Here is a 17754-nt window from a genome sequence, read left to right on the forward strand (position 1 = left end):
ATGGCGTACCTCGCCTACCTACACGCGGTCGCGTCGCAGCGGCTGCGCACGCTCAACAGCGGCGGCGAAGGGGACCGGGGCGACAACCCGGTGCCGACCGCGATCATCATCGTCGGGCTCGCACTTCTCGCGGGCCTCGTCGTGGCCTGGGCACTCACGACCGCTAACACCTTCATGGACCAGTCCGGCGACATCGCGCCCATGCCGGGCGCCGGCGGCGGCGAAGGCTGACCATGATCCTGCTACCGATCCCGGGCCCGGCCGCGGACTCCGCGCGCCGGCGCCCGGCCGTGCCCGGCGATCGGAGCGGATCCGACCGCGGCGCCTCGCCCGTCGAACTGGCGATCGTGGCGCCGCTGATCATCCTGTTGCTGTTTCTCGCGATCCAGATCGCGGCGGTGTTCCTGGCCCGATCCGCGGCGCTGTCGGCGGCGCAGGAGGCGGTCAGCGCGCAGCGCGCCTACCAGGCGCCGCCCGGTGCCGGCCTCGCCAAGGGCAACGCGTTCCTGACCCACACCGGCGACTGGCTTTCCGCCGGCGCGGTCGACGAGGCCGCGGCCGAGGCCGACGAGGTGGCGTTCACCGTCACCGGCCGGGCTTTGTCGGTCATCCCGGGCGTGACCTTCCCGGTTTCCCAGACGGCACACGGCACCGTCGAACGATTCACAGTGGACGCCGGATGAGACCTCTGAGCGAGCGCGGTTCGGCCTCTGTCGAGGTCGCCATCCTGCTGCCCGCGTTCATCATGCTGATGGTGGTGGCGTCGTTCGTCGGGCGGGTGACCATCGCGCAGAACGCCGTCGACCTCGCCGCACACGACGCCGCCCGGGCCGCGTCGATCGAGCGCGAAGGCGACCGTGCGGCGGCTGCGGCCACCGACGCCGCCAACGACACCCTCGACGAGCTCGACGTGCTCTGCGCGAGCCGCACGATCACCCCCGACGTCGCGGGCGCGTTCGCCAACACCGACTTCGGCCCACAGGAAGGCGCGCCGCCGGTGGTCACCGTGACCGTCGAATGCAGCCTCAACTTCGTCGGCTTCCCGTTGCTCGACTTCACGACGCGCGACGTGACGGCCCGCTACACCTCCCCACTCGACTGGTATCGCGGCCGGAGCGCCGGATGAGCCGGTCAGGCGGCGGCCAGCACGCCCAACACGTTGCGCCAGGCCAGCCGGCACTGCGCCGCGACCTCCGCCGGCACGGTCCCTTCGGCCGTTTCGGGGATCTGCCCGCCGGCGAAGACGGCGCCGGCGCACCACCGGGGTTGCGGATCGATGCTGGTGAACTGCCTGCGGGCGAGGCTGAGCGGCAACGGCGCTCCGCGGGTGACCGCGGCCGGGTCAGCGTGTTCATCGCGGTGGCGCTGGTCGGCGTGCTGATCGTGATCGGGCTGACCTTCGACGGCATCGGCCGGATCCGCGCCTACCAGCGGGCCGCCAACATCGCGGCCGAGGCCGCCCGCGCCGGCGGCCAGGCGATCGACGTGGCCGACGCGATCGCGGGCGCACCGGCGGCCGTCGACCAGGCCGCCGCGACCACTGCCGCGCTCGCGTTCGTCGACAACCTCGACGACCCGACGATCATCGGTCGCACCGTGTCGTTGGGCGAAGACGCCAGCGGCGCCGAGAGCACCCAGTTCCTGCGGGTCACGGTCACGATCTCCTACGACGCCGTGATGCTCGATTTCTTCGGCTTCGCCGACACCTACCCGGTGCAGGCCGAAGCGACCGTCGAACTGGTGACCACCACCGATGCCAACCCGTAGCTCCACGGCAGGAGGAACCTGTGAGCGTTTCCGCGCCCCGACGCGTGGGGCAGATCGTCACCGGCCTGGGCGCGCTGGTCGTGCTGGTCGGCCTGGTCGGTGGCGCGCCGATCGCGCTGCTAGCCTTCGCCGGCAATCCGTTGCCTGACCACCTGCCCACGTTCGCCGAGATCGGCACGGCGTTGACCAGCCGCGACGACGGCCAGCTCTTCGTGCGGGCGCTCGCGGTGGTGGGCTGGCTGGGCTGGGCCACGTTCGCCGTCTCGGTGCTGATCGACCTGCCGTTCCGGATCGTCCGCCGGCCGGCACCGCGACTACCCGGGCTGGGCCGCCAGCAGCGGATGGCCGCGGCGCTGATCGGCTCGGCGTTGATCCTGGTCGCCAGCCCGGCGACCGCCGCCGTCGCGGCGACCGCCCAGCCCACGACACTGCACGTGCAGCCGCGAGTCGCCGCGGCACCGCTGGCTGCGGCCGAGACGCCGTGGTCCGCCGCACCGAAGACGAACCCGGGCGTCGCCGCCCGCGCGGCCGCCGCTGCTTCCAGCACCGCGAATTCGGTCGTCCTGCCCGCCGGCACCTCCCCGGTGGCGGCCGCCCAGGGAGCGACGCCTTCCGCCGCCACGGCGGCTCCCGCCCGTGCGGCCACGTCGCCGGTGCCGGCCAGCGGCGGGGTCGCGCACCTGCTGCCGGTCCGGGCAAGTGGCGACGCCGAACCGCGCTACCAGGTCGAACGCGGCGACTACCTGGGTGCCATCGCCGACCGTTACGTCGGCGACTTCAGCGACTTCCCGGAACTGGCCCGGATCAACAAGATCAAGAACCCGGACCGGATCTTCCCGGGCCAGTTGCTCCGGTTGCCCGACGAGGCGGCCGACCACGGCTACCGTCCACATGCGAGCGGCATGGTCATCAACCCGGGCGTCAACGACGGCCACGACCCGACCAAGCCGCCGCCCACCCCGCCGAAGGAGACCCCGCCAGCACCGCCGAGCCAACCGGCCCGGCCCAAGCCACCAACCATCACCGAGCCACCGACCATCACCGTGCCGCCGGTCCTGCCGGCACCTCGGCCGGCGGAGGTCGTGCCGCTGCCGCCGGCCTCACCCGACCAGAACATGGCCGCGGGCGCTCCCCAGCAGAGCGACACCGGCCTCCAGATCAACCGCCCGCTCGCCGTCTCCGCCGTGATAGCCGCGGCGGCGATCGTAGGCGCGCAGGTCGGCACCGTGTTCGGACTACGCCGTCGACCGGCCGGGACCCCGCTCGACGGCGGCCGCCACCGCGCCGAACACGACTGACCTGCCGGATCACGGGTTCCCGCCGTTGTTCGGGCGGCGGCGGGAACCCGCGGTCTTAACAATCCCCGCGGGCCGAGCCGAGCTCACGCGAAGACCGGCCGCCGGTCAGCCCGGGGCCCACCAGGCGGCGGAGGGAACCCCGCGGTCTCATCCGCTACCAGCCGAGCCGCTTTCAGCCCGCGCCGCTATGCGGCGGCGCCAGGCGTTTGCGCTCCAACGCGTTAGAGCATTCCGCGGCTCAGTGGCGGTGGGCCCGCGTCGGCGCGCAGCGCGCGGGCCTGACGGAGCGGCTTGGTGTGGTGGTAGACGCCGAAGCCCCAGCCGAGGATCGGCCAGAGTGGCCACGGATACCAGGCCCCGGTGGCCAGACCGACCACGAGCCAGATCGTGATCATGAGTCCACTGCCGGCGACGTAGGCGGCCAGGTGCCTGCGGGCCGAGGCCTGCTGTGCGAACACCCGCTCCGCGCGGCGCTTGGACTTCTCCCAGCCGCGGACCCACTCCGGTGGGAGCTCGGCGGCGACCCGGTCAAGGTCTGCCCGGGTGATGGCGGAGTACGCGACCGCAACGCGGCCGTCGAACTCTTCGGTCGTGAGATAGCCGGCGCCGGTGGCGTCGGCGAGCATCCTGGCGGCCGATTCGCGCTCGGCGTGCGATACGCGCTCGTGCGGCTTGGTCATCTCGGGTCCCCCTCTTCCCACCTTCCATGTTCCAGGCTAGTCTTGTCACCGTCAAGATATCTAGTCAACGTCAAGATTGGATGGCCGTCGTGACGCTCACCTCTCAGTCACTGGGCATCGCCGGGGTCCTGTTGCTCACGATCGTGACCATCGAGACGGGCGGGTATTACCTGACCAAGGTGGCCCGCGGTGCGGTCGAGCTGACTGATTTCCAGAAGGCGTTCGCCCGGGCCGGGCACGCGCACGCGGGCGTGTTCGTGATCCTCAGCCTGGTCGCGCTCCCCTACGCCGACGCCGCCGGCGCGCACGGGTTCTGGGGCTGGGTCGCCCGCACCGCGACCCCGATCGCCGCGATCCTCGTGCCGGCCGGCTTCTTCTTCTCCTCGATGGGTCGCGGCCGCACCCGGCCCAACGGCCTCGTCGCGCTGCTCTGGATCGGCGCGCTGTTCCTCGCCGCCGGTGTGCTGACGCTCGGCGTCCTGGTGCTCGCCGCCGCCTGACGAACAGGAACGGCCCCGGTCCAATCTGGACCGGGGCCGTTCAGGAGGGAAGGAAGTTACACGTTGCCGATCCGCAGCAGTTCGCCGCGGCCGGCCACGACCGACCTGTTGGACACGAACAGCGAACCGTCTGCCCCGATCGCGAGGCCACCCGGCGCGGTCAACCGGCCCGGCACCAACTCGGTGTGCCGGCCACGCCGGTCGACCCGGATCAGCGCACCGGTCTGGTCATCGCTGAGCAGGCTGTTCTTGGCGATCTCCAGCACCAGCAACCGGCCCTGCTGATCGAAGGCCAGGTCGATGATGTTGGTGAAGCCGCGCGCGAAGATGGTCGGCCGCTGCCCGGGTACGACCCGGTAGACGTTGGCGCCACCGGTGGGGAATGGGAAGCCGGTGAGCTGACCGACGTAGTAGGCGCCGTCAGGACCCCGGACCACCGAGGTCGGCACGGCCTGCATGGGCACCCGGCCACCGCCCGGCTCGGGTGACTGGACCATCCGGTTGGGGAAGACCGCCAGCGTGGCGACCGCACCCTTGCGGTCGACGCTGACCAGCGTGTTGCCGCCCGCGTCGGTGGCCACCGCACCATTGCGGGTGCCGAGCACGCCATACGGGTTGGAGTCCACGCCCTGCTGGTCGGGATCGCGCCGGGCCTCGAACGCGGCCGGGTCGCCGAGCGTACGAAGGCTCAGCGAGTTGTTGCCGTCGCGGTTGACCACGATCGTCTGACCGAGCATGAGACCGCCGAAGCCCAGACTCAGCCGGGTCTGCGTCGTGCCGCCGAGCCCCAGCGTGGCCACGTAGCCGCCGCCCGCGTAGGGCGACACGTCGTGTGGCCCGACCGCCGACGAACCATCGGGGCCCGCGAGCGAGGGAAGACCGCCCACGAACCGCCGCTGCCGCCAGGTGCCGCGCTGACCGGCCGTCACCGTTGTGATGGCGCCGGTGTAGCCGAGGCAGACTTTGCCGCCCTCGGGATTGTCGACGCACTTGTCACTCTTGCCGCCCCGGCCCGCTTCCGCGACCACGACCGTGCCGTCGTCGCCGACCGACACCCCACGCGGGTTGTCGAGCCGGCTGGCGATGACCGTGACCCACGGCCGGTTCGACATCGGTGCGGCGTTGGCCACCGCCGGCGCGAGCATCGTCACCGAGAGCGCACCGACCAGGACAGCGGCGAAGCGATGAAGTCTCATAAAACCCCCGTATATATACAAAGGACGCAGACATGCTGGCACGCGGGTCCCGGGTGAGGAGGCTGCCCCGCCGGACGTCACCCGCCCGGGTCTGTGATGGTTGCGACATGACCGTGCGAACCGAACGGGACGGCGCCGTCACGACCGTGATCATCGACCGGCCGGCCAAGCGCAACGCCGTCGACGGACCGACCGCCGCCGCGCTGGCCGAGGCGTTCCGCGCCTTCGATGGCGACGACAGCGCGGCCGTCGCGATCCTCACGGGAGCCGGCGGCACCTTCTGCGCGGGCGCCGACCTCGGCGCGATCGGCACCGAGCGAGGCAACCGGGTCGCCCCCGACGGCGACGGCCCGATGGGCCCGACCCGAATGACACTGTCCAAACCGGTCATAGCCGCCATCGAGGGGTACGCCGTCGCCGGCGGCCTCGAACTCGCCCTCTGGTGCGACCTGCGGGTGGCCGCACAGGACGCGGTGCTCGGCGTCTTCTGCCGGCGCTGGGGCGTGCCGCTGATCGACGGCGGCACGGTGCGGCTACCCCGGCTGATCGGGGAGAGCCGCGCGATGGACCTGATCCTCACCGGCCGAACGGTGGACGCGGCCGAGGCGCACGCGATCGGCCTGGTCAACCGGTTGGCACCGACCGGCAACGCGCTCGCCGTCGCCAGGACGCTGGCCGCGGAGTTGGCCGCGCTGCCGCAGGCCTGCCTGCGCAACGACCGGCGGGCGGTGCACGCCGGCACGATGGAAGCGGAGTTCGCGTTGGGCCTGGAATCGCTCGCGGCGGGCGCGGCCGAGGGCGCCGCCCGCTTCGTGGGCGGCGAAGGTCGCCACGGCGCGCCCGCCAGCGAAAGCTAGGCCGGTGACCGATTACACCGGCGCGTACTTGGCGAGGAACGCGAACAGGGCCGTCCGGATCTTCGCGTCTCCGCCTTCGATGACCAGCGGCACGCCGTGGATGGCGCCGGACGTGACCAGGGCCTGGGCGTCCGGGCTGGCCGTCGAGGCCGCCTTCAGCTCGGTGGCCGCGTCGCCGATGATGCCGTCGTTCTCGTTGGCCACGTAGAGGACCGGAACGGAAAGCGTCGCGGCCGCCTGTTGGGCGCTCACCCCGGCGTAGGCCAGTGGCGCCGACACCGACACGACGCCGGCCACCGGTGGGGTGATTTTCGGTGCGGCGGCGACCGAGAACGTGCCGCCCATCGACGCGCCGATCAGCACGATCGAGGTCGCGCCATCGGCGCGCAGGGTCGCCGCGGCCGCCACCACGTCGTCGTCGAAGCCGACCTCGCTGCTCTCCGAGGCACCGTGCCCGTGGAAGTCGAACGCGAGCACCTTGTAGCCCTTGCCGATCAGCTCGTTGAAGCCCAGGATCCATTGGCACAGGTTGGCCTCGGCCTGGTGGGCCAGCACCACGCCGGCGGTGCCGGTGCCGCCGATCAGGCCGGCCAGGTTGGTCGCGCCGGCAGCACCGAAGTGCACCGGCTTCGCGCCGACGCCCTCGGCCATGCCGGGGCACTCGCCGCCCGGCACGGGGCCGGTCGGGCTGGGCGCCGCGGCAGCAGTCGTGCCGCCGTCGTCACCGCCGCATCCGGCCAGCAGAAGTGTGAGCGCGGCCGCGCAGGCCACAATCCCCCGTCGCATGTAAGAGCCTCCAGTGTGGATACGGGAGTGCCCCGGGGACTCGGCGTTGTCCCCGGGGCACCCGGTCGTGGTGTTAGTTGATGATCAGCTGGAACGTACTCGTCGTGTTCTTGATGTTCTGGAAGTTGTTGCTGAAGGTCAGGTTGTTGAACGTCGCGGAGCCGACCGCCGGGCCTTGACCGGGCTCGGGCAGCTCGTTGACCCAGATGCCGAAGCCGGACTTGGCGTCGAAGGCGTCACCACTCTTCTGCACACCCGAGATCGAGACGTTCGTGAAGACCGTGTCCTGCACCGGGTTCTGCGGAGAGCTCCCGACGTAGTTGGTCTGGAACATGATTCCGGTGTACGTCGGATCGACAATGTCGATATTGGACAATCTGATGGCCCGGAACTCCTTGGATGCCGAGAACATCCAGATCGCTCCGAAGGTCTGGCCGCCCCAGAAATGGCCACCCGCTCGGACGAGCGAGATGTTGTCGAACGTGGTTATCCCCGGCCCGAACCCGACGAACGGGTAACCGAAGTCCAGGGAGCTGATCGTCAGACCGGAGTAGGTCAGCATGTCGGCGATGTAGAGGTTGCGGAAGGTGTTGTTCTGCCCGCCGTAGACCGCCACACCGGCCGCCCGCCAGGTCAGCGTCGCCGAGAGGTTCTCGAAGACGTTGCCGGTGTTGGCACCGCCGCCCGCGTCGGTGGCCGAGAACAGCGCGAACGCGTCGTCGCCGTTGCCCCGGCCCTCGTTGTTGGAGATCAGGTTGTCGGTGCTGCCGTTGGTCATGTTGACGCCGTCGGCGAACGTGTTGCGGAGGCGGCTGTTGGTGATCTTCAGACCGCTGACGCTCACGCCCCAGTAGGCACAGACCGTGTGCTCCACCCAGACGTTGTCGATCGTCATGTTGTCGACGTTGGAGAGCTCACCCCAGACCTTGCCCGGCCCGTCCTGGCGGGACGTGTAGTTGCCGAAGAAGGCGAGGTGCTCGAACGACGACCCGCTGGCCGACGACTGCACGTCGAAGCCCGCGTTGGTGTTCTCCTGGGTCTGCGGTGTCTGGAACCGGGTGTACCAGATGCCGGCGCCGACCACCTTGATCGCGCGCCCGTAGATGGTGAACTTGTTGCTGGTGTCGTAGGTGCCCGCCGGCAGGTAGACGCCGAGCGAGGTGGTGTCCTGGCGGGCCGCGTCGAACGCCGCCTGCACCTCTTGCTGGCTGGTGCCGGCCGGCACCTTGTAACGCGTCGGGTCCGGGTTGGCCCGCGGCGCGACCTGCTCGAGGTTGATGAAGTCGACGGTCGCCTCGGTGCCACTGTCCTTCTGCAGCTTGATCGTGGCGCCGGCCGGGATCGACGAGTTCAGCATGATGTTGGCTTCGTCGTAGATGTGCCGCGGTCCCGAACCAGGCGAGTTGCTCGGGCCCGCCTCGGCGCCGTAGAGCCAGGCGTACCGCGAGTTCAACGGGATCGCCTTGTGCAGCGTGCCGTTGACGTAGATGTTCAGCGACGACGACTGGCCGCCGCCGCCCGCGGAGTCCGGGATCGAGAACCGGACGACCAGGGTGTTGGTCGGGTTGCGGGTGGTCCACTGGACGAACGAGCCGTTGCTGGGCAGGCGCACCGCGCGCCGGCCCGACGCCTCGCCGGCGAGGTCGCCGATGGTCCGGTTCGGCGCCAGCGACTGCGCGCCGCCACCGATCGTGCCGTCCTCGGCCTCATACATGTCGTAGGGCATGTTGGCGCCGCGCCCGGCGAAGAACGGCCGGTCGCTGGTGTTGTTGGTGCGCTTGACCGGCAACTCGTTGGCGTCGTCGGCGAGCACGACGCGCACCGTGTAGCGGCCGTTGGCGGCCGTCCACGTGCCCATGTTGACCGCGGCCGCGGTGGCGCCGGCGGCGATCGTGCCGCTGAACGACCCGGTCAGCGTGCGGACCACGGTCCCGGCCTCGTTGAGCACCGTGAGCGTGATGCCGTGCGAGCCGCTGGCCGAGGCGATCGTGCCCTGGTTGCGGATGGCCACCGAGAAGGTGACCGTCTGCCCGGCCGACGGGTTGTTGGGCGACCAGCTGACGCTGCCGGCGACCAGGTCGGAGCTCTGCACCTGGCCGACGACGAGGTTGCCACCGGTGAAGGTGTTGTTGGCGTCGCTCTGCTCGATCACCGTGTTGCTCTCGTCGACCTTGGCGACCAGCTGGTAGGTGCCGGCGTCGCGCGGGCCGATGTTGGACGTGACGGTGACCTGCCCGCCGGCCGCGAGTGCGCCGACGTTGGCCGTGGCGACCTTGGTCGTGCCCAGGTAGAGGCCGACCGTGGTGGCGCCGGAGGCGGCGTTGCCGATGTTGCGGACCGTCGCCGACAGGGTGATCGAGTCGGTCTCGATCGGGCTGGCCGGCGAAGCGGAGATGGCGCTGACCGTCAGGTCCGGGTTGGGCGCCGGGGTTCCGATGACCTGGAACTCGGCGACCTGGCCGTTGGACGAGCCGGAGTTGGCGGTGAAGGTGAGCCGGACGTCGGCGACGTTCCCGCTGACCGGGATCGTCACCGTGTTGCCGCCCGAGGTCGGGCTGAAGCTGTAGGTCGCGGAGCCGACGAGCGTGGTGAACGTCGACGAGCTCTGCTCGCGACCCTGGACCGACAGGGTCTGCGTGCGCGCACCCCACTCGGTGCCCGGCGGCAGCTTGATGACGACCGAGCTGACGGTCGCGTTCGCGCCGAGCGAGACGGTCAGCGTGCTCGGGTAGGCACCGCCGGCGCCCTCCCAGTAGGTGCTGGTCGAGTCGTCGTTGGCGTTGGCGGCCACGAACGTGAACACCGTCGACGAGGCCGCGATCGGCTTGCCAACGGCCAGGTTGGTGCCGGTCGGGTTGCCGGTGCCAGCGCGGGTGACGGTGTTGCTGTTTCCGGAGACGTTGCCGGCCGCGTCCTTGGCCCGCACGTAGTAGGAGACGGTCGCCGTCGCCGGCTGGCTGTCGGTGTAGGTCAGCACGTTGCCCGCGACGCTGGCCCGCACGGAGCCGTTGGCGTAGACGTCGTAGCCGGTCACGCCGACGTTGTCGGTCGACGCCGTCCAGGTCAACCGGATCTGGCCGGAGCCAGGCTCGGTGTAGGCGAGGTTCGAAGGCGCCGACGGCGCCTGGGTGTCGGTGGAGGTGCCCGTCCGGGTCACCGTGTTGCTGTTACCCGAGACGTTGCCGGCCGCATCCTTGGCCCGCACGAAGTAGGCGACCGTCGCGCTGTCCGGCTGGGAGTCGGTGTAGGTGGTGACGTTGCCGACGCTGGTCCGCAGAACACCGTTGGCGTAGATGTCGTAGCCGGTCACGCCGACGTTGTCGGTGGAAGCCGTCCAGGTCAGGCGGATCTGGCCGGAGGCCGGCTGGGTGAACGCCAGGTTGGTCGGCGCGCTGGGCGCCTGGGTGTCACCGGTGGTCGGGCCGTAGACCTCGAACTCGGAGATCTGGCCGGCCGGCCAGGCGGTGTTGGCGGTGATGTTCAGCCGGACGTACCGCGTGGTCCCCTGGGTGAAGGTGATCGACACGGTGTTGCCGCTGGCCGGGTCGAACACCCGGGCCGCCGACGCGGAGAGGTCGCTGAACGTCGAGCCGTTGGTGCTGCCCTGCACGGACAGCGTCTGGGTGCGCGCGCCCCAGCCCGAGGTCGGCAGCTTCAGCACGACCCGGTTGACGGCCACGGCCGCGCCGAGGTCGACCTGGACCCACTCCGGGAAGGAGTTGTTGACGCTCTCCCAGTAGCTGCCCTGGTTGCCGTCGACCACGTTGCCGGAGCCGTAGACGTCGGAGTGCCCGCTCTCACTGGTCGCCTTGCCCAGCGCCAGGTTGCTCGAGGTGGTGGCGGTGCCGTAGACCTCGATCGCGGACAGCTGGGCGGCGCCCCAGCCGGTGTTGGCGGTGACGTTGACCCGCACGTAGCGGGTGTTCGTCGCGCTGAAGTTGATGGTCACCGTGTTGTTGTTGGCGGGCGAGAAATCCCGGCCGGCCGACGAGACGATCGTCGAGAAGCCGGAGCCGTCGGTGCTGCCCTGGATCGAGAGCGTCTCGGTGCGCTGGCCCCACCCGTCGGGGAGTTTCAGCACGACCTGGTCGATGCTGGTCGTGCTGCCCAGGTCGACCTGGCCCCACTGGGGCAGGGCGCCGGAGCTTTCCCAGTAGCTGCCCTTGTTGCCGTCGGTGAGGTTGCTCGCGACGAAGCCGTTGTTGGTGCTGCTCGCCGAGGCGGGACGGCCGGCGGCGAGGTTGGGACCGCCGGCCGCGGCGGCGGGCGTGGTGGCCACGGCCGAGAGGACCGAGCCGACGAGCAGGGTCGAGAGTGTGCCGGCTATTAACCGCCACGTGACACGTCGGTGCCGGGATCGGGACATGATGGGGGTTGCACCTCTTCCGTGAGGAGTTCCGTGGAGTCGGAAGGCGCTTGCGGGGATGGCGCTCCGGGAGGGCCGCCAAGGCAGGGCGGCCCTCCCGTTTGGTGCGGTCAGGAGGCGTAAACCTCGTACTCCGAGAGCTGGCCGGCCGGCCAACCCGTGTTGCCGGTGAAGGTCAGCCGCAGCCAACGCTGCGACGTCGCGGTGAACGTGATGGTCACCGTGTTGCCGGACGCGGGGTTGAAGGTCCGCCCGGCCGCGCCGGACAGGGTGGTGAAGGTCGAGTTGTTGGTGGAGCCCAGGACCGCGACCGTTTGGGTACGCGTCTGCCACGCCGTCGCCGGCGGAAGCTTGAGCACCACCCGGGAAACGGACTGGGCACTGCCGAGGTCGACGGTCAGCGACTGCGGGAACGCGTTGTTGGCGCTCTCCCAGTAGCTGTTGGCGTTTCCGTCGACCGCGTTGCCGGCGCCGTAGACGTCGGCGTGGCTGGTCTCGACGATCGGTCGGTTGAGGGCGAGGTTGGTCACCGGTGGCGTCGTGGTGGTGCCCACGCCGGTGAGGCTGACGGTGTGCGGTGAGCCCGGTGCGTTGGACGCGATCGACAGGGTGCCCGTGCGGGTGCCCGAGCCGGTCGGCGTGAAGGTGACGTTGGCGGTGCAGGACGCGCCGGCCGCCAGCGATCCGCAGTTGTTCGTCTGCGCGTAATCGCCCGTGACCGACAAAGAAGAGATCGACGCGCTCGCGTTGCCGGTGTTGGTGACAGTCACCTGCTGTGCCGCGCTGGTCGTGCCGACCTGCCGGCTGGCGAAGGTCAGCGCGCCCGGCGTGACGGCGAGCGCCGGGCCGGTCGAGCCACCACTGCCGTAGACCTCGAACTCGGAGAGTTGCGCGGCCGGCCAGACGTTGTTGCTGTTGATGGTCAGCCGGACGAACCGCCGGGTGCCCGCGGGCAGGTTGACGGTGACCGACGAGCCCTGGTTGAAGGTGTAGTTGGCGGCGCCCAGGATCTGCGAGTAGGTGCCGCCGTCGGTGGAGCCCAGGACGGTGATGTTCTGGGTGCGGGTCTCCCAGTTGGTCGGGAGCTTGAGCACCAGCCGCCCGACGGACTGGGCGGAGCCCAGGTCGACGGTCAACGACTGCGGGAACTGGCCGTTGTTGCTCTCCCAATAGGAGGCGACGTTGCCGTCGACCGCGTTGGTCGCCGGGTAGGGGCCGTTGGCGCTGGTCGCGGTCACCGGGCGGCCCGCCGCGAGGTTTCCGGCCGGGTCGAAGCCGACGCCCGAGAGCCCAATCACCAGGTCACCCGGTGTGGTCTGAACGAACGCCGTGCCCGACCGGTTGCCGGCGGCGGTCGGCCGGAAGGTGACCGTGAGGGTGCAGGTGGCGTTCGGCGCCAGGGTGGTCGGACAGTTGTTGGTCTGGCTGAAGTCGGCCGGGCTGACCGAGATGCCCGACACCGGAGCGTTGGCGGTGCCGCTGTTGCGCAACGTCACGGTCTGCGGCGCGCTGGTCGTGTTGAGGTTCTGCGTGCCGAAGGTGACGCTGCTCGGGCTGGCCACGATCTGCCCGGTCGGTGTCGGCGGCGTGGTGGTCGGCGGCGTGGTCGGACCATTGTTCCACTGTGGATCCGGCCACGGCCCGCAGTCCGGCGTCGCGGTATACCAGCCGGAGTTGCCGGCGCCCTGGGTGATCTGGAATCCAGAGCCCACGCAGTTGTGGATCGGTTTGGCCTGGGCGATCCCGGTCGCCACCACGTTGGTGAAGGAGACCTGGCTGGCCGCCTGCACCTGTAGTGCGTACGTGCCGGCGCCCTGGATTCTGACGTTGGTGAAGTTGATTCCCCTGGTTTGCCCCTCGATCCAGTGCAGGGCGGCGTAGGAGCTGTCGATGATGTCGGTGTCGGTGATGTTGATGGCCGCGTCGCTGGCGAACGCCTCGTTGAGCGCCGAGAACCAGATCGCGCCGACCCCGAAGTTCCAGTTGTAGTCGGAGTTGCCGGCCCGGATCGTGGTGTTGCGGGCGATCGTCCAGGTGCCGTGCACCGCGGTGGTGCCCTGCACGCCCGGATAGCGGTTGGCGACGTGGATGCCGCCGCCGTTGGTGAGCGAGTCGGCGACCACGTTGTCGGTGATCTTGATGTCCCGCCCGCCGTAGCTGACCAGGTGGTTGGCGAGCAGCGTGACGCCGATCGTGTTGTGGCTGAAGGTGTTGTTGACGTTGGGCACGTTCTGCGCCCACATCGCCAGCGCGTCGTCGCCGGTGTTGCGCAGGAACGTGTTGGTCACCGTCGAGTTCGTGACGCCGGTGTGGAAGTTGACCCCGTCGGCGGTCTGGTCGAGGATCCGGCTGTTCTGGATCGTGAAGTTGTCCATCGGGCCGTCCATCCAGGCGCCGACCTTGGTGTGCTGCACCCAGACGTTGTCGATGACCGAGTTGGTCATCGCACCGCCGAACGCGTTGACCTGGTCGTCGTCCATCCGTTCGCGGATGTCGCCGATGATGGCGAGGTCGCGGACGGTGACGTTGCGGCTCGGCCCGCCGGCCTCGTGCGACCGGATCTCACCGGTGTAGCCGCCGCCGGACACGTATTTGCCGTAGATGCCGGCCGCGCGCTTGCGGTCGGTGGGGTGCCGGCCGCCGAGCACCGTGTACCACGGCCCGGCGCCGCGCAGCGTCACGCCGTCGACCACGACGTGGTCATAAAGCGTGAAGTTCCCCTGGGGTACGTAGACCGCCCGGCCCTGGGCCTGACCGGCGTTGACGGCCGCCTGGAACTTGGCGGTCGAGTCGGTGGCGCCGGTCGGGTCCGCGCCGAAGTCGGCCACGACATCCAGAGCGTTGGTCGGCTTGCCGATCGCCCCGGGGACGTTCTCGAAGTCGGCGAGGTCGATGGTGAAGGTCGGCGACTGCGCGGTCGAGTTGACCTGGAGCCGGATCTTCGTGCCGATCGGCTGCGTCGAGCCGAACATGGCCCGCGCCTCGTCGTAGAAGTGGTGCGGGTTGGTGTCGCCCGGGTTGTTGTTGAACGGGTAGCCGCCGTAGTACCAGCCGTACTTCGAGGTCACCGGCACGGTCTTGAGCAGGGAGCCGTTGGCCCGCAGGTCGATGGTCGCGTCGCGACCCGCGCCACCGGGACCGTCCGGGATGCTGTAGCGGAAGGTCACCGCGTTGGCCGGCGCGGTCAGGGTGAACTCGACATACTCGCCGACGGCGTCGAGGGTGACCGCCTCCCGACCGGATGCCTCCGCCGGAAGCTGGCCATAAAAGCGGGTCGGACCGATCTTGGTGCCGTTGTGCGCGACCTTCTCCGCCTCCTGCTCGATGAACGGGACGGTCGCGCCTCGGCCGACGATGTCAAACGGAGACAGCCCGGCCGCGACGGCGGGCGATCCGGTGGCCAGTGTGACCACCGCGATGCTGCCGGCCACCAGGGCGGAACTCGCCAGAATGGCGAGCCCCGCCCGGCGCCGGGTGATGGGCGGTGCGCTGCCGGCTGTGGGCGCAGCGACGGCGTCATGGTTGGGCATGGGTTCCCTTCCGAGAGGTGGGACGATCCCCCCGTGCGTGGTGCCCTTTGGTGCGCGTACCCCCGTGGTCTAGAAGTGCCGTGGAGCCGGATAAAGGTCAGGCAGTGCGGAGCCACGCGGTGGTGTCGGCCGGCAGCCGGTCGCCGTCGAGCGGACCGCTCGCCAGCCACACCTCCTCGTGGTCGGGCAGGTCGACGGCGGCCGTCGACAGGTTGGCAACGCAGACGAACCGCGGGTCGCGGGCGAACGCCAGCACCCCGTCGGCCGACGGCAGCCAGCGCATCGCGCCGTCACCGAGCGCCGCCACGTCGCGCCGAATGCGCAGCGCTTCGCGGTAGAGCTCGAGCATCGAGTGCGGGTCACCGGTCTGCGCCTGAACGGTGCGGTCCTTCCAGTCGGCCGGTTGCGGCAACCACGGCGCCGACGAGCCGGTCGGGCTGAACCCGAACGGTGACTCGACGCCGGACCACGGCAGCGGCACCCGGCAGCCGTCGCGGCCGGGGTCGACGAAGCCGGACCGCGGGTACATCGGGTCGGTGCGCATCGCGGGCGGGATGTCTTCCACCTCCCAGAGGCCCAGCTCGTCGCCCTGGTAGATGTAGGCGCCGCCGGGCAGCGCCAGGCAGAGCAGCGCGGCCGCCCGCGCCCGTTGGTAGCCGAGCTGCAGGTCGGTCGGCGTCCCTTCGCGCTTGGTCGCGAAGCTGAACGTGGTGTCCTCCCGGCCATAGCGGGTGACCGGCCGGGTGACGTCGTGGTTGGCGAGCACCCAGGTGGCCGGCGCACCGACCAGCGCGTGCGTCTCCATCGTGCGGTCGATGCAGGCCCGCAGCAGGTCCGGGTCCCAGGCGCAGGTCAGGAAGTCGAAGTTGAACGCTGTGTGCAGCTCGTCGGGACGCAGGTAGTTGGTGAACCGCTCCGCGTCGGGCAGCCAGACCTCGCCGATCAGCGCGCGGCCGCCGGGGTATTCGTCGGCGATCCGCCGCCAGCTCCGGTAGACCTCGTGCACCCCGTCCAGGTCGTGGAAGGGGTGCCGCTCGGCTGCTTCGACCTCCGGCAGCGCCGGGTCCTTCAGCAGCAGCGCGGCCGAGTCGATCCGGATGCCGTCGATGCCGCGGTCGAACCAGAAGCGCAGGATGCTCTCGAACTCGGCCCGGACCTTCGGGTGGTCCCAGTTGAAGTCCGGCTGTTCGGGTGCGAAAAGGTGCAGGTACCACTCGCCCGGAGTCCCGTCGGCGTTGGTCGTGCGGGTCCACGTGGTGCCCTTGAACTCGCCCCGCCAGTCGGTGGGCATCTCGTCGCCGTTGGGTCCGCGACCGGGGCGGAACCAGAACAGCTCGCGCTCCGGCGAGCCCGGGCCGGCGGCCAGTGCGGCCTGGAACCAGGGGTGCTGGTCAGAGCAGTGGTTCGGCACGATATCGACGATCACCCGGATGCCGCGCGCGTGCGCCTCGGCGATCATCGCCTCGGCCTCGGCGAGCGTGCCGAAAAGCGGGTCGATGTCGCGGAAGTCCGACACGTCGTAGCCCGCGTCCGCCATCGGCGACGGAAACCACGGGCTCAACCAGACCGCGTCGACCCCGAGCCCGGAGAGGTGGTCCAGGTGTGCCCTGATGCCGGCGATGTCGCCGATGCCGTCGCCACTACCGTCGGCGAAGCTACGGGGGTAGATCTGGTAGATCACCGCCCCGCGCCACCACGGCTCGCGTTCTGCGATGGACACTGGATACCTGCTTTCTTTCTTTTCGGGTGGTTCGGGAGCGCGGTCTGCTCTGACCGCCGTTGCTGCTGGTAGAGGGATAGCTAGCCCTTCATACTCCCTGCCGCCAATCCGCCGATGATGCTGCGCTGGAAAATGAGGAAAACTACGATCATCGGCACGCTGGCGATCGCGAGACCCGCCATGAGCTGGGTCGGCGGCACCTGGCTGGTCGATGCGAGCCGGCTGAGCGCGACGCTGAGCGTCTGCGTCTCCGGGTCCTGCAAGACCAGCAGCGGCCAGATGAAGTCCTTCCAGATCGCCACGATCGAGAAGATCGACACGACGCCCAGCACCGGACGCGACAGCGGGAGCACGATGCTCCACAGCACCCGGAACCGGCCGGCGCCGTCGAGGGCGGCGGAGTCGAGCAGGTCGTTGGGGATCTGGTCGAAGAACCGCTTGAGCACGTAGATGTTGAACGCGTTGGCGACCGCCGGCAGCCACAGCGCCCAGGGTGTGTTCAGCAGGTTCCAGCCGAAGATCGGCACGTCGGTCACGGTCAGGTAGGCCGGGATCAGCAGCGCGGTCGCCGGCAGCATCAGGCTGGCCAGCATCAGGCCGAGCACGACCTTGCCGAAGATTGGACGCAACTTCGACAACGCGTACGCGACGGCGACCTGGAAGACGAGCTGGATGAGCCAGCCGCCGAGCGCGTAGAACGCGGTGTTGGCGAAGAACTTGGCGATCCGCATCCGGTCCCAGGCGAGCTGGTAGGTCTCCGGCACGAAGGTGTGCGGGAACAGCGTCGGGTCCGGCTGCGCATACTCCTCCGGCGTCTTCACCGCGCTGCTGAACATCCAGTAGAGCGGGAAGATGAAGATCGCCAGGAAGAGCAGGAAGACCAGGGTCAGGGTCAGCCAGTAGAGGAACCGGCCCTTGCCGCGGCTGATCTCGACCTCGGAGAACAGCGTGCGGGTGGCGCCGGACCCGCTGGCCGACCGGCGCCGGCGGGGCGCGGGTGCCACCGGCGGCGTCGCCGGCAGCGGCCGGATCGGCGTGGCGATCGTCATCGGTG

15 protein-coding genes are annotated in these 17754 nt (G+C 70.1%); 7 read left to right on the plus strand and 8 right to left on the minus strand.

Annotation, left to right across the window (positions count from 1 at the left end; translation table 11 throughout):
- From DFJ67_RS09955 to DFJ67_RS09965, 3 genes are read left to right on the plus strand one after another with little or no spacing between them, the layout of a single operon-like run.
- A complete protein-coding gene (locus tag DFJ67_RS09955; protein ID WP_239097148.1) occupies nt 1-231 on the plus strand; it encodes a hypothetical protein in 231 nt (76 codons plus the stop codon).
- A gap of 2 nt (nt 232-233) precedes the next feature.
- Nucleotides 234-683, plus strand: coding sequence for a TadE/TadG family type IV pilus assembly protein (locus DFJ67_RS09960; protein ID WP_116067621.1), 450 nt, complete (start codon nt 234-236; stop codon nt 681-683).
- Nucleotides 680-1126: a TadE family protein gene (locus DFJ67_RS09965; protein ID WP_116067622.1), complete on the plus strand. Its 447-nt coding sequence runs from the start codon at nt 680-682 to the stop codon at nt 1124-1126. Before DFJ67_RS09960 ends, DFJ67_RS09965 begins: the two co-directional genes overlap by 4 nt.
- Nucleotides 1127-1131: 5 nt before the next feature.
- On the opposite strand, the gene DFJ67_RS42610 is transcribed toward DFJ67_RS09965, so the two are convergent.
- Entirely contained in the window at nt 1132-1314 is a 183-nt protein-coding gene (locus DFJ67_RS42610) for a RidA family protein (protein ID WP_170215690.1), read from the minus strand.
- Nucleotides 1315-1347: 33 nt separating this feature from the next.
- Between DFJ67_RS42610 and DFJ67_RS09970 the strand changes: the two genes are divergently transcribed.
- Together DFJ67_RS09970 and DFJ67_RS09975 are read left to right on the plus strand one after the other, a co-directional pair.
- Nucleotides 1348-1767, plus strand: coding sequence for a hypothetical protein (locus DFJ67_RS09970; RefSeq protein WP_244940430.1), 420 nt, complete (start codon nt 1348-1350; stop codon nt 1765-1767).
- 20 nt (nt 1768-1787) lie between these two features.
- Entirely contained in the window at nt 1788-3065 is a 1278-nt protein-coding gene (locus tag DFJ67_RS09975; RefSeq protein ID WP_116067623.1) for a LysM peptidoglycan-binding domain-containing protein, read from the plus strand.
- A gap of 221 nt (nt 3066-3286) precedes the next feature.
- Here the strand turns inward: DFJ67_RS09975 and DFJ67_RS09980 are convergent, their stop codons facing one another.
- Complete coding sequence (locus DFJ67_RS09980; RefSeq protein WP_116067624.1) at nt 3287-3745, minus strand: DUF1707 domain-containing protein; 459 nt, start codon at nt 3743-3745, stop codon at nt 3287-3289.
- An 80-nt stretch (nt 3746-3825) separates the two neighbouring features.
- Between DFJ67_RS09980 and DFJ67_RS09985 the strand changes: the two genes are divergently transcribed.
- Nucleotides 3826-4245 carry a hypothetical protein gene (locus tag DFJ67_RS09985; protein ID WP_116067625.1) on the plus strand — a complete coding sequence of 140 codons (420 nt, stop codon included), beginning with the start codon at nt 3826-3828 and terminating at the stop codon, nt 4243-4245.
- A 56-nt stretch (nt 4246-4301) separates the two neighbouring features.
- On the opposite strand, the gene DFJ67_RS09990 is transcribed toward DFJ67_RS09985, so the two are convergent.
- Nucleotides 4302-5441 carry a ScyD/ScyE family protein gene (locus DFJ67_RS09990; protein WP_116067626.1) on the minus strand — a complete coding sequence of 380 codons (1140 nt, stop codon included), beginning with the start codon at nt 5439-5441 and terminating at the stop codon, nt 4302-4304.
- A 107-nt stretch (nt 5442-5548) separates the two neighbouring features.
- On the opposite strand from DFJ67_RS09990, the gene DFJ67_RS09995 reads away from it, so the two are divergent.
- Nucleotides 5549-6298 carry a crotonase/enoyl-CoA hydratase family protein gene (locus tag DFJ67_RS09995; RefSeq protein ID WP_116067627.1) on the plus strand — a complete coding sequence of 250 codons (750 nt, stop codon included), beginning with the start codon at nt 5549-5551 and terminating at the stop codon, nt 6296-6298.
- A gap of 12 nt (nt 6299-6310) precedes the next feature.
- On the opposite strand, the gene DFJ67_RS10000 is transcribed toward DFJ67_RS09995, so the two are convergent.
- The 5 genes from DFJ67_RS10000 to DFJ67_RS10020 form a co-directional block, all read right to left on the minus strand.
- Complete coding sequence (locus DFJ67_RS10000; protein ID WP_116067628.1) at nt 6311-7084, minus strand: alpha/beta hydrolase; 774 nt, start codon at nt 7082-7084, stop codon at nt 6311-6313.
- Nucleotides 7085-7157: 73 nt separating this feature from the next.
- Nucleotides 7158-11450 carry a discoidin domain-containing protein gene (locus DFJ67_RS10005; RefSeq protein WP_116067629.1) on the minus strand — a complete coding sequence of 1431 codons (4293 nt, stop codon included), beginning with the start codon at nt 11448-11450 and terminating at the stop codon, nt 7158-7160.
- 110 nt (nt 11451-11560) lie between these two features.
- On the minus strand, nt 11561-14980 hold the full coding sequence (locus DFJ67_RS10010; RefSeq protein ID WP_116067630.1) for a galactose-binding domain-containing protein: 3420 nt from the start codon (nt 14978-14980) through the stop codon (nt 11561-11563).
- Nucleotides 14981-15077: 97 nt separating this feature from the next.
- Nucleotides 15078-16694, minus strand: a complete 1617-nt coding sequence (locus DFJ67_RS10015; protein WP_116075984.1) for a glycoside hydrolase family 13 protein — start codon at nt 16692-16694, stop codon at nt 15078-15080.
- Nucleotides 16695-16780: 86 nt separating this feature from the next.
- Nucleotides 16781-17749, minus strand: coding sequence for a carbohydrate ABC transporter permease (locus DFJ67_RS10020; RefSeq protein ID WP_116067631.1), 969 nt, complete (start codon nt 17747-17749; stop codon nt 16781-16783).
- Nucleotides 17750-17754: the final 5 nt, after the last annotated feature.

Source organism: Asanoa ferruginea, from assembly GCF_003387075.1.
GTDB classification, from domain to species: domain Bacteria; phylum Actinomycetota; class Actinomycetes; order Mycobacteriales; family Micromonosporaceae; genus Asanoa; species Asanoa ferruginea.

Bases quoted from the DNA above. Each gene is read 5' to 3' on its own strand.
- DFJ67_RS09955 (WP_239097148.1), top strand. From the start codon at position 1: ATGGCGTACCTCGCCTACCTACACGCGGTCGCGTCGCAGCGGCTGCGC.
- DFJ67_RS09960 (WP_116067621.1), top strand. From the start codon at position 234: ATGATCCTGCTACCGATCCCGGGCCCGGCCGCGGACTCCGCGCGCCGG.
- DFJ67_RS09965 (WP_116067622.1), top strand. From the start codon at position 680: ATGAGACCTCTGAGCGAGCGCGGTTCGGCCTCTGTCGAGGTCGCCATC.
- DFJ67_RS09980 (WP_116067624.1), bottom strand. From the start codon at position 3,745: ATGACCAAGCCGCACGAGCGCGTATCGCACGCCGAGCGCGAATCGGCC.
- DFJ67_RS09985 (WP_116067625.1), top strand. From the start codon at position 3,826: ATGGCCGTCGTGACGCTCACCTCTCAGTCACTGGGCATCGCCGGGGTC.
- DFJ67_RS09990 (WP_116067626.1), bottom strand. From the start codon at position 5,441: ATGAGACTTCATCGCTTCGCCGCTGTCCTGGTCGGTGCGCTCTCGGTG.
- DFJ67_RS09995 (WP_116067627.1), top strand. From the start codon at position 5,549: ATGACCGTGCGAACCGAACGGGACGGCGCCGTCACGACCGTGATCATC.
- DFJ67_RS10000 (WP_116067628.1), bottom strand. From the start codon at position 7,084: ATGCGACGGGGGATTGTGGCCTGCGCGGCCGCGCTCACACTTCTGCTG.
- DFJ67_RS10005 (WP_116067629.1), bottom strand. From the start codon at position 11,450: ATGTCCCGATCCCGGCACCGACGTGTCACGTGGCGGTTAATAGCCGGC.
- DFJ67_RS10010 (WP_116067630.1), bottom strand. From the start codon at position 14,980: ATGCCCAACCATGACGCCGTCGCTGCGCCCACAGCCGGCAGCGCACCG.
- DFJ67_RS10020 (WP_116067631.1), bottom strand. From the start codon at position 17,749: ATGACGATCGCCACGCCGATCCGGCCGCTGCCGGCGACGCCGCCGGTG.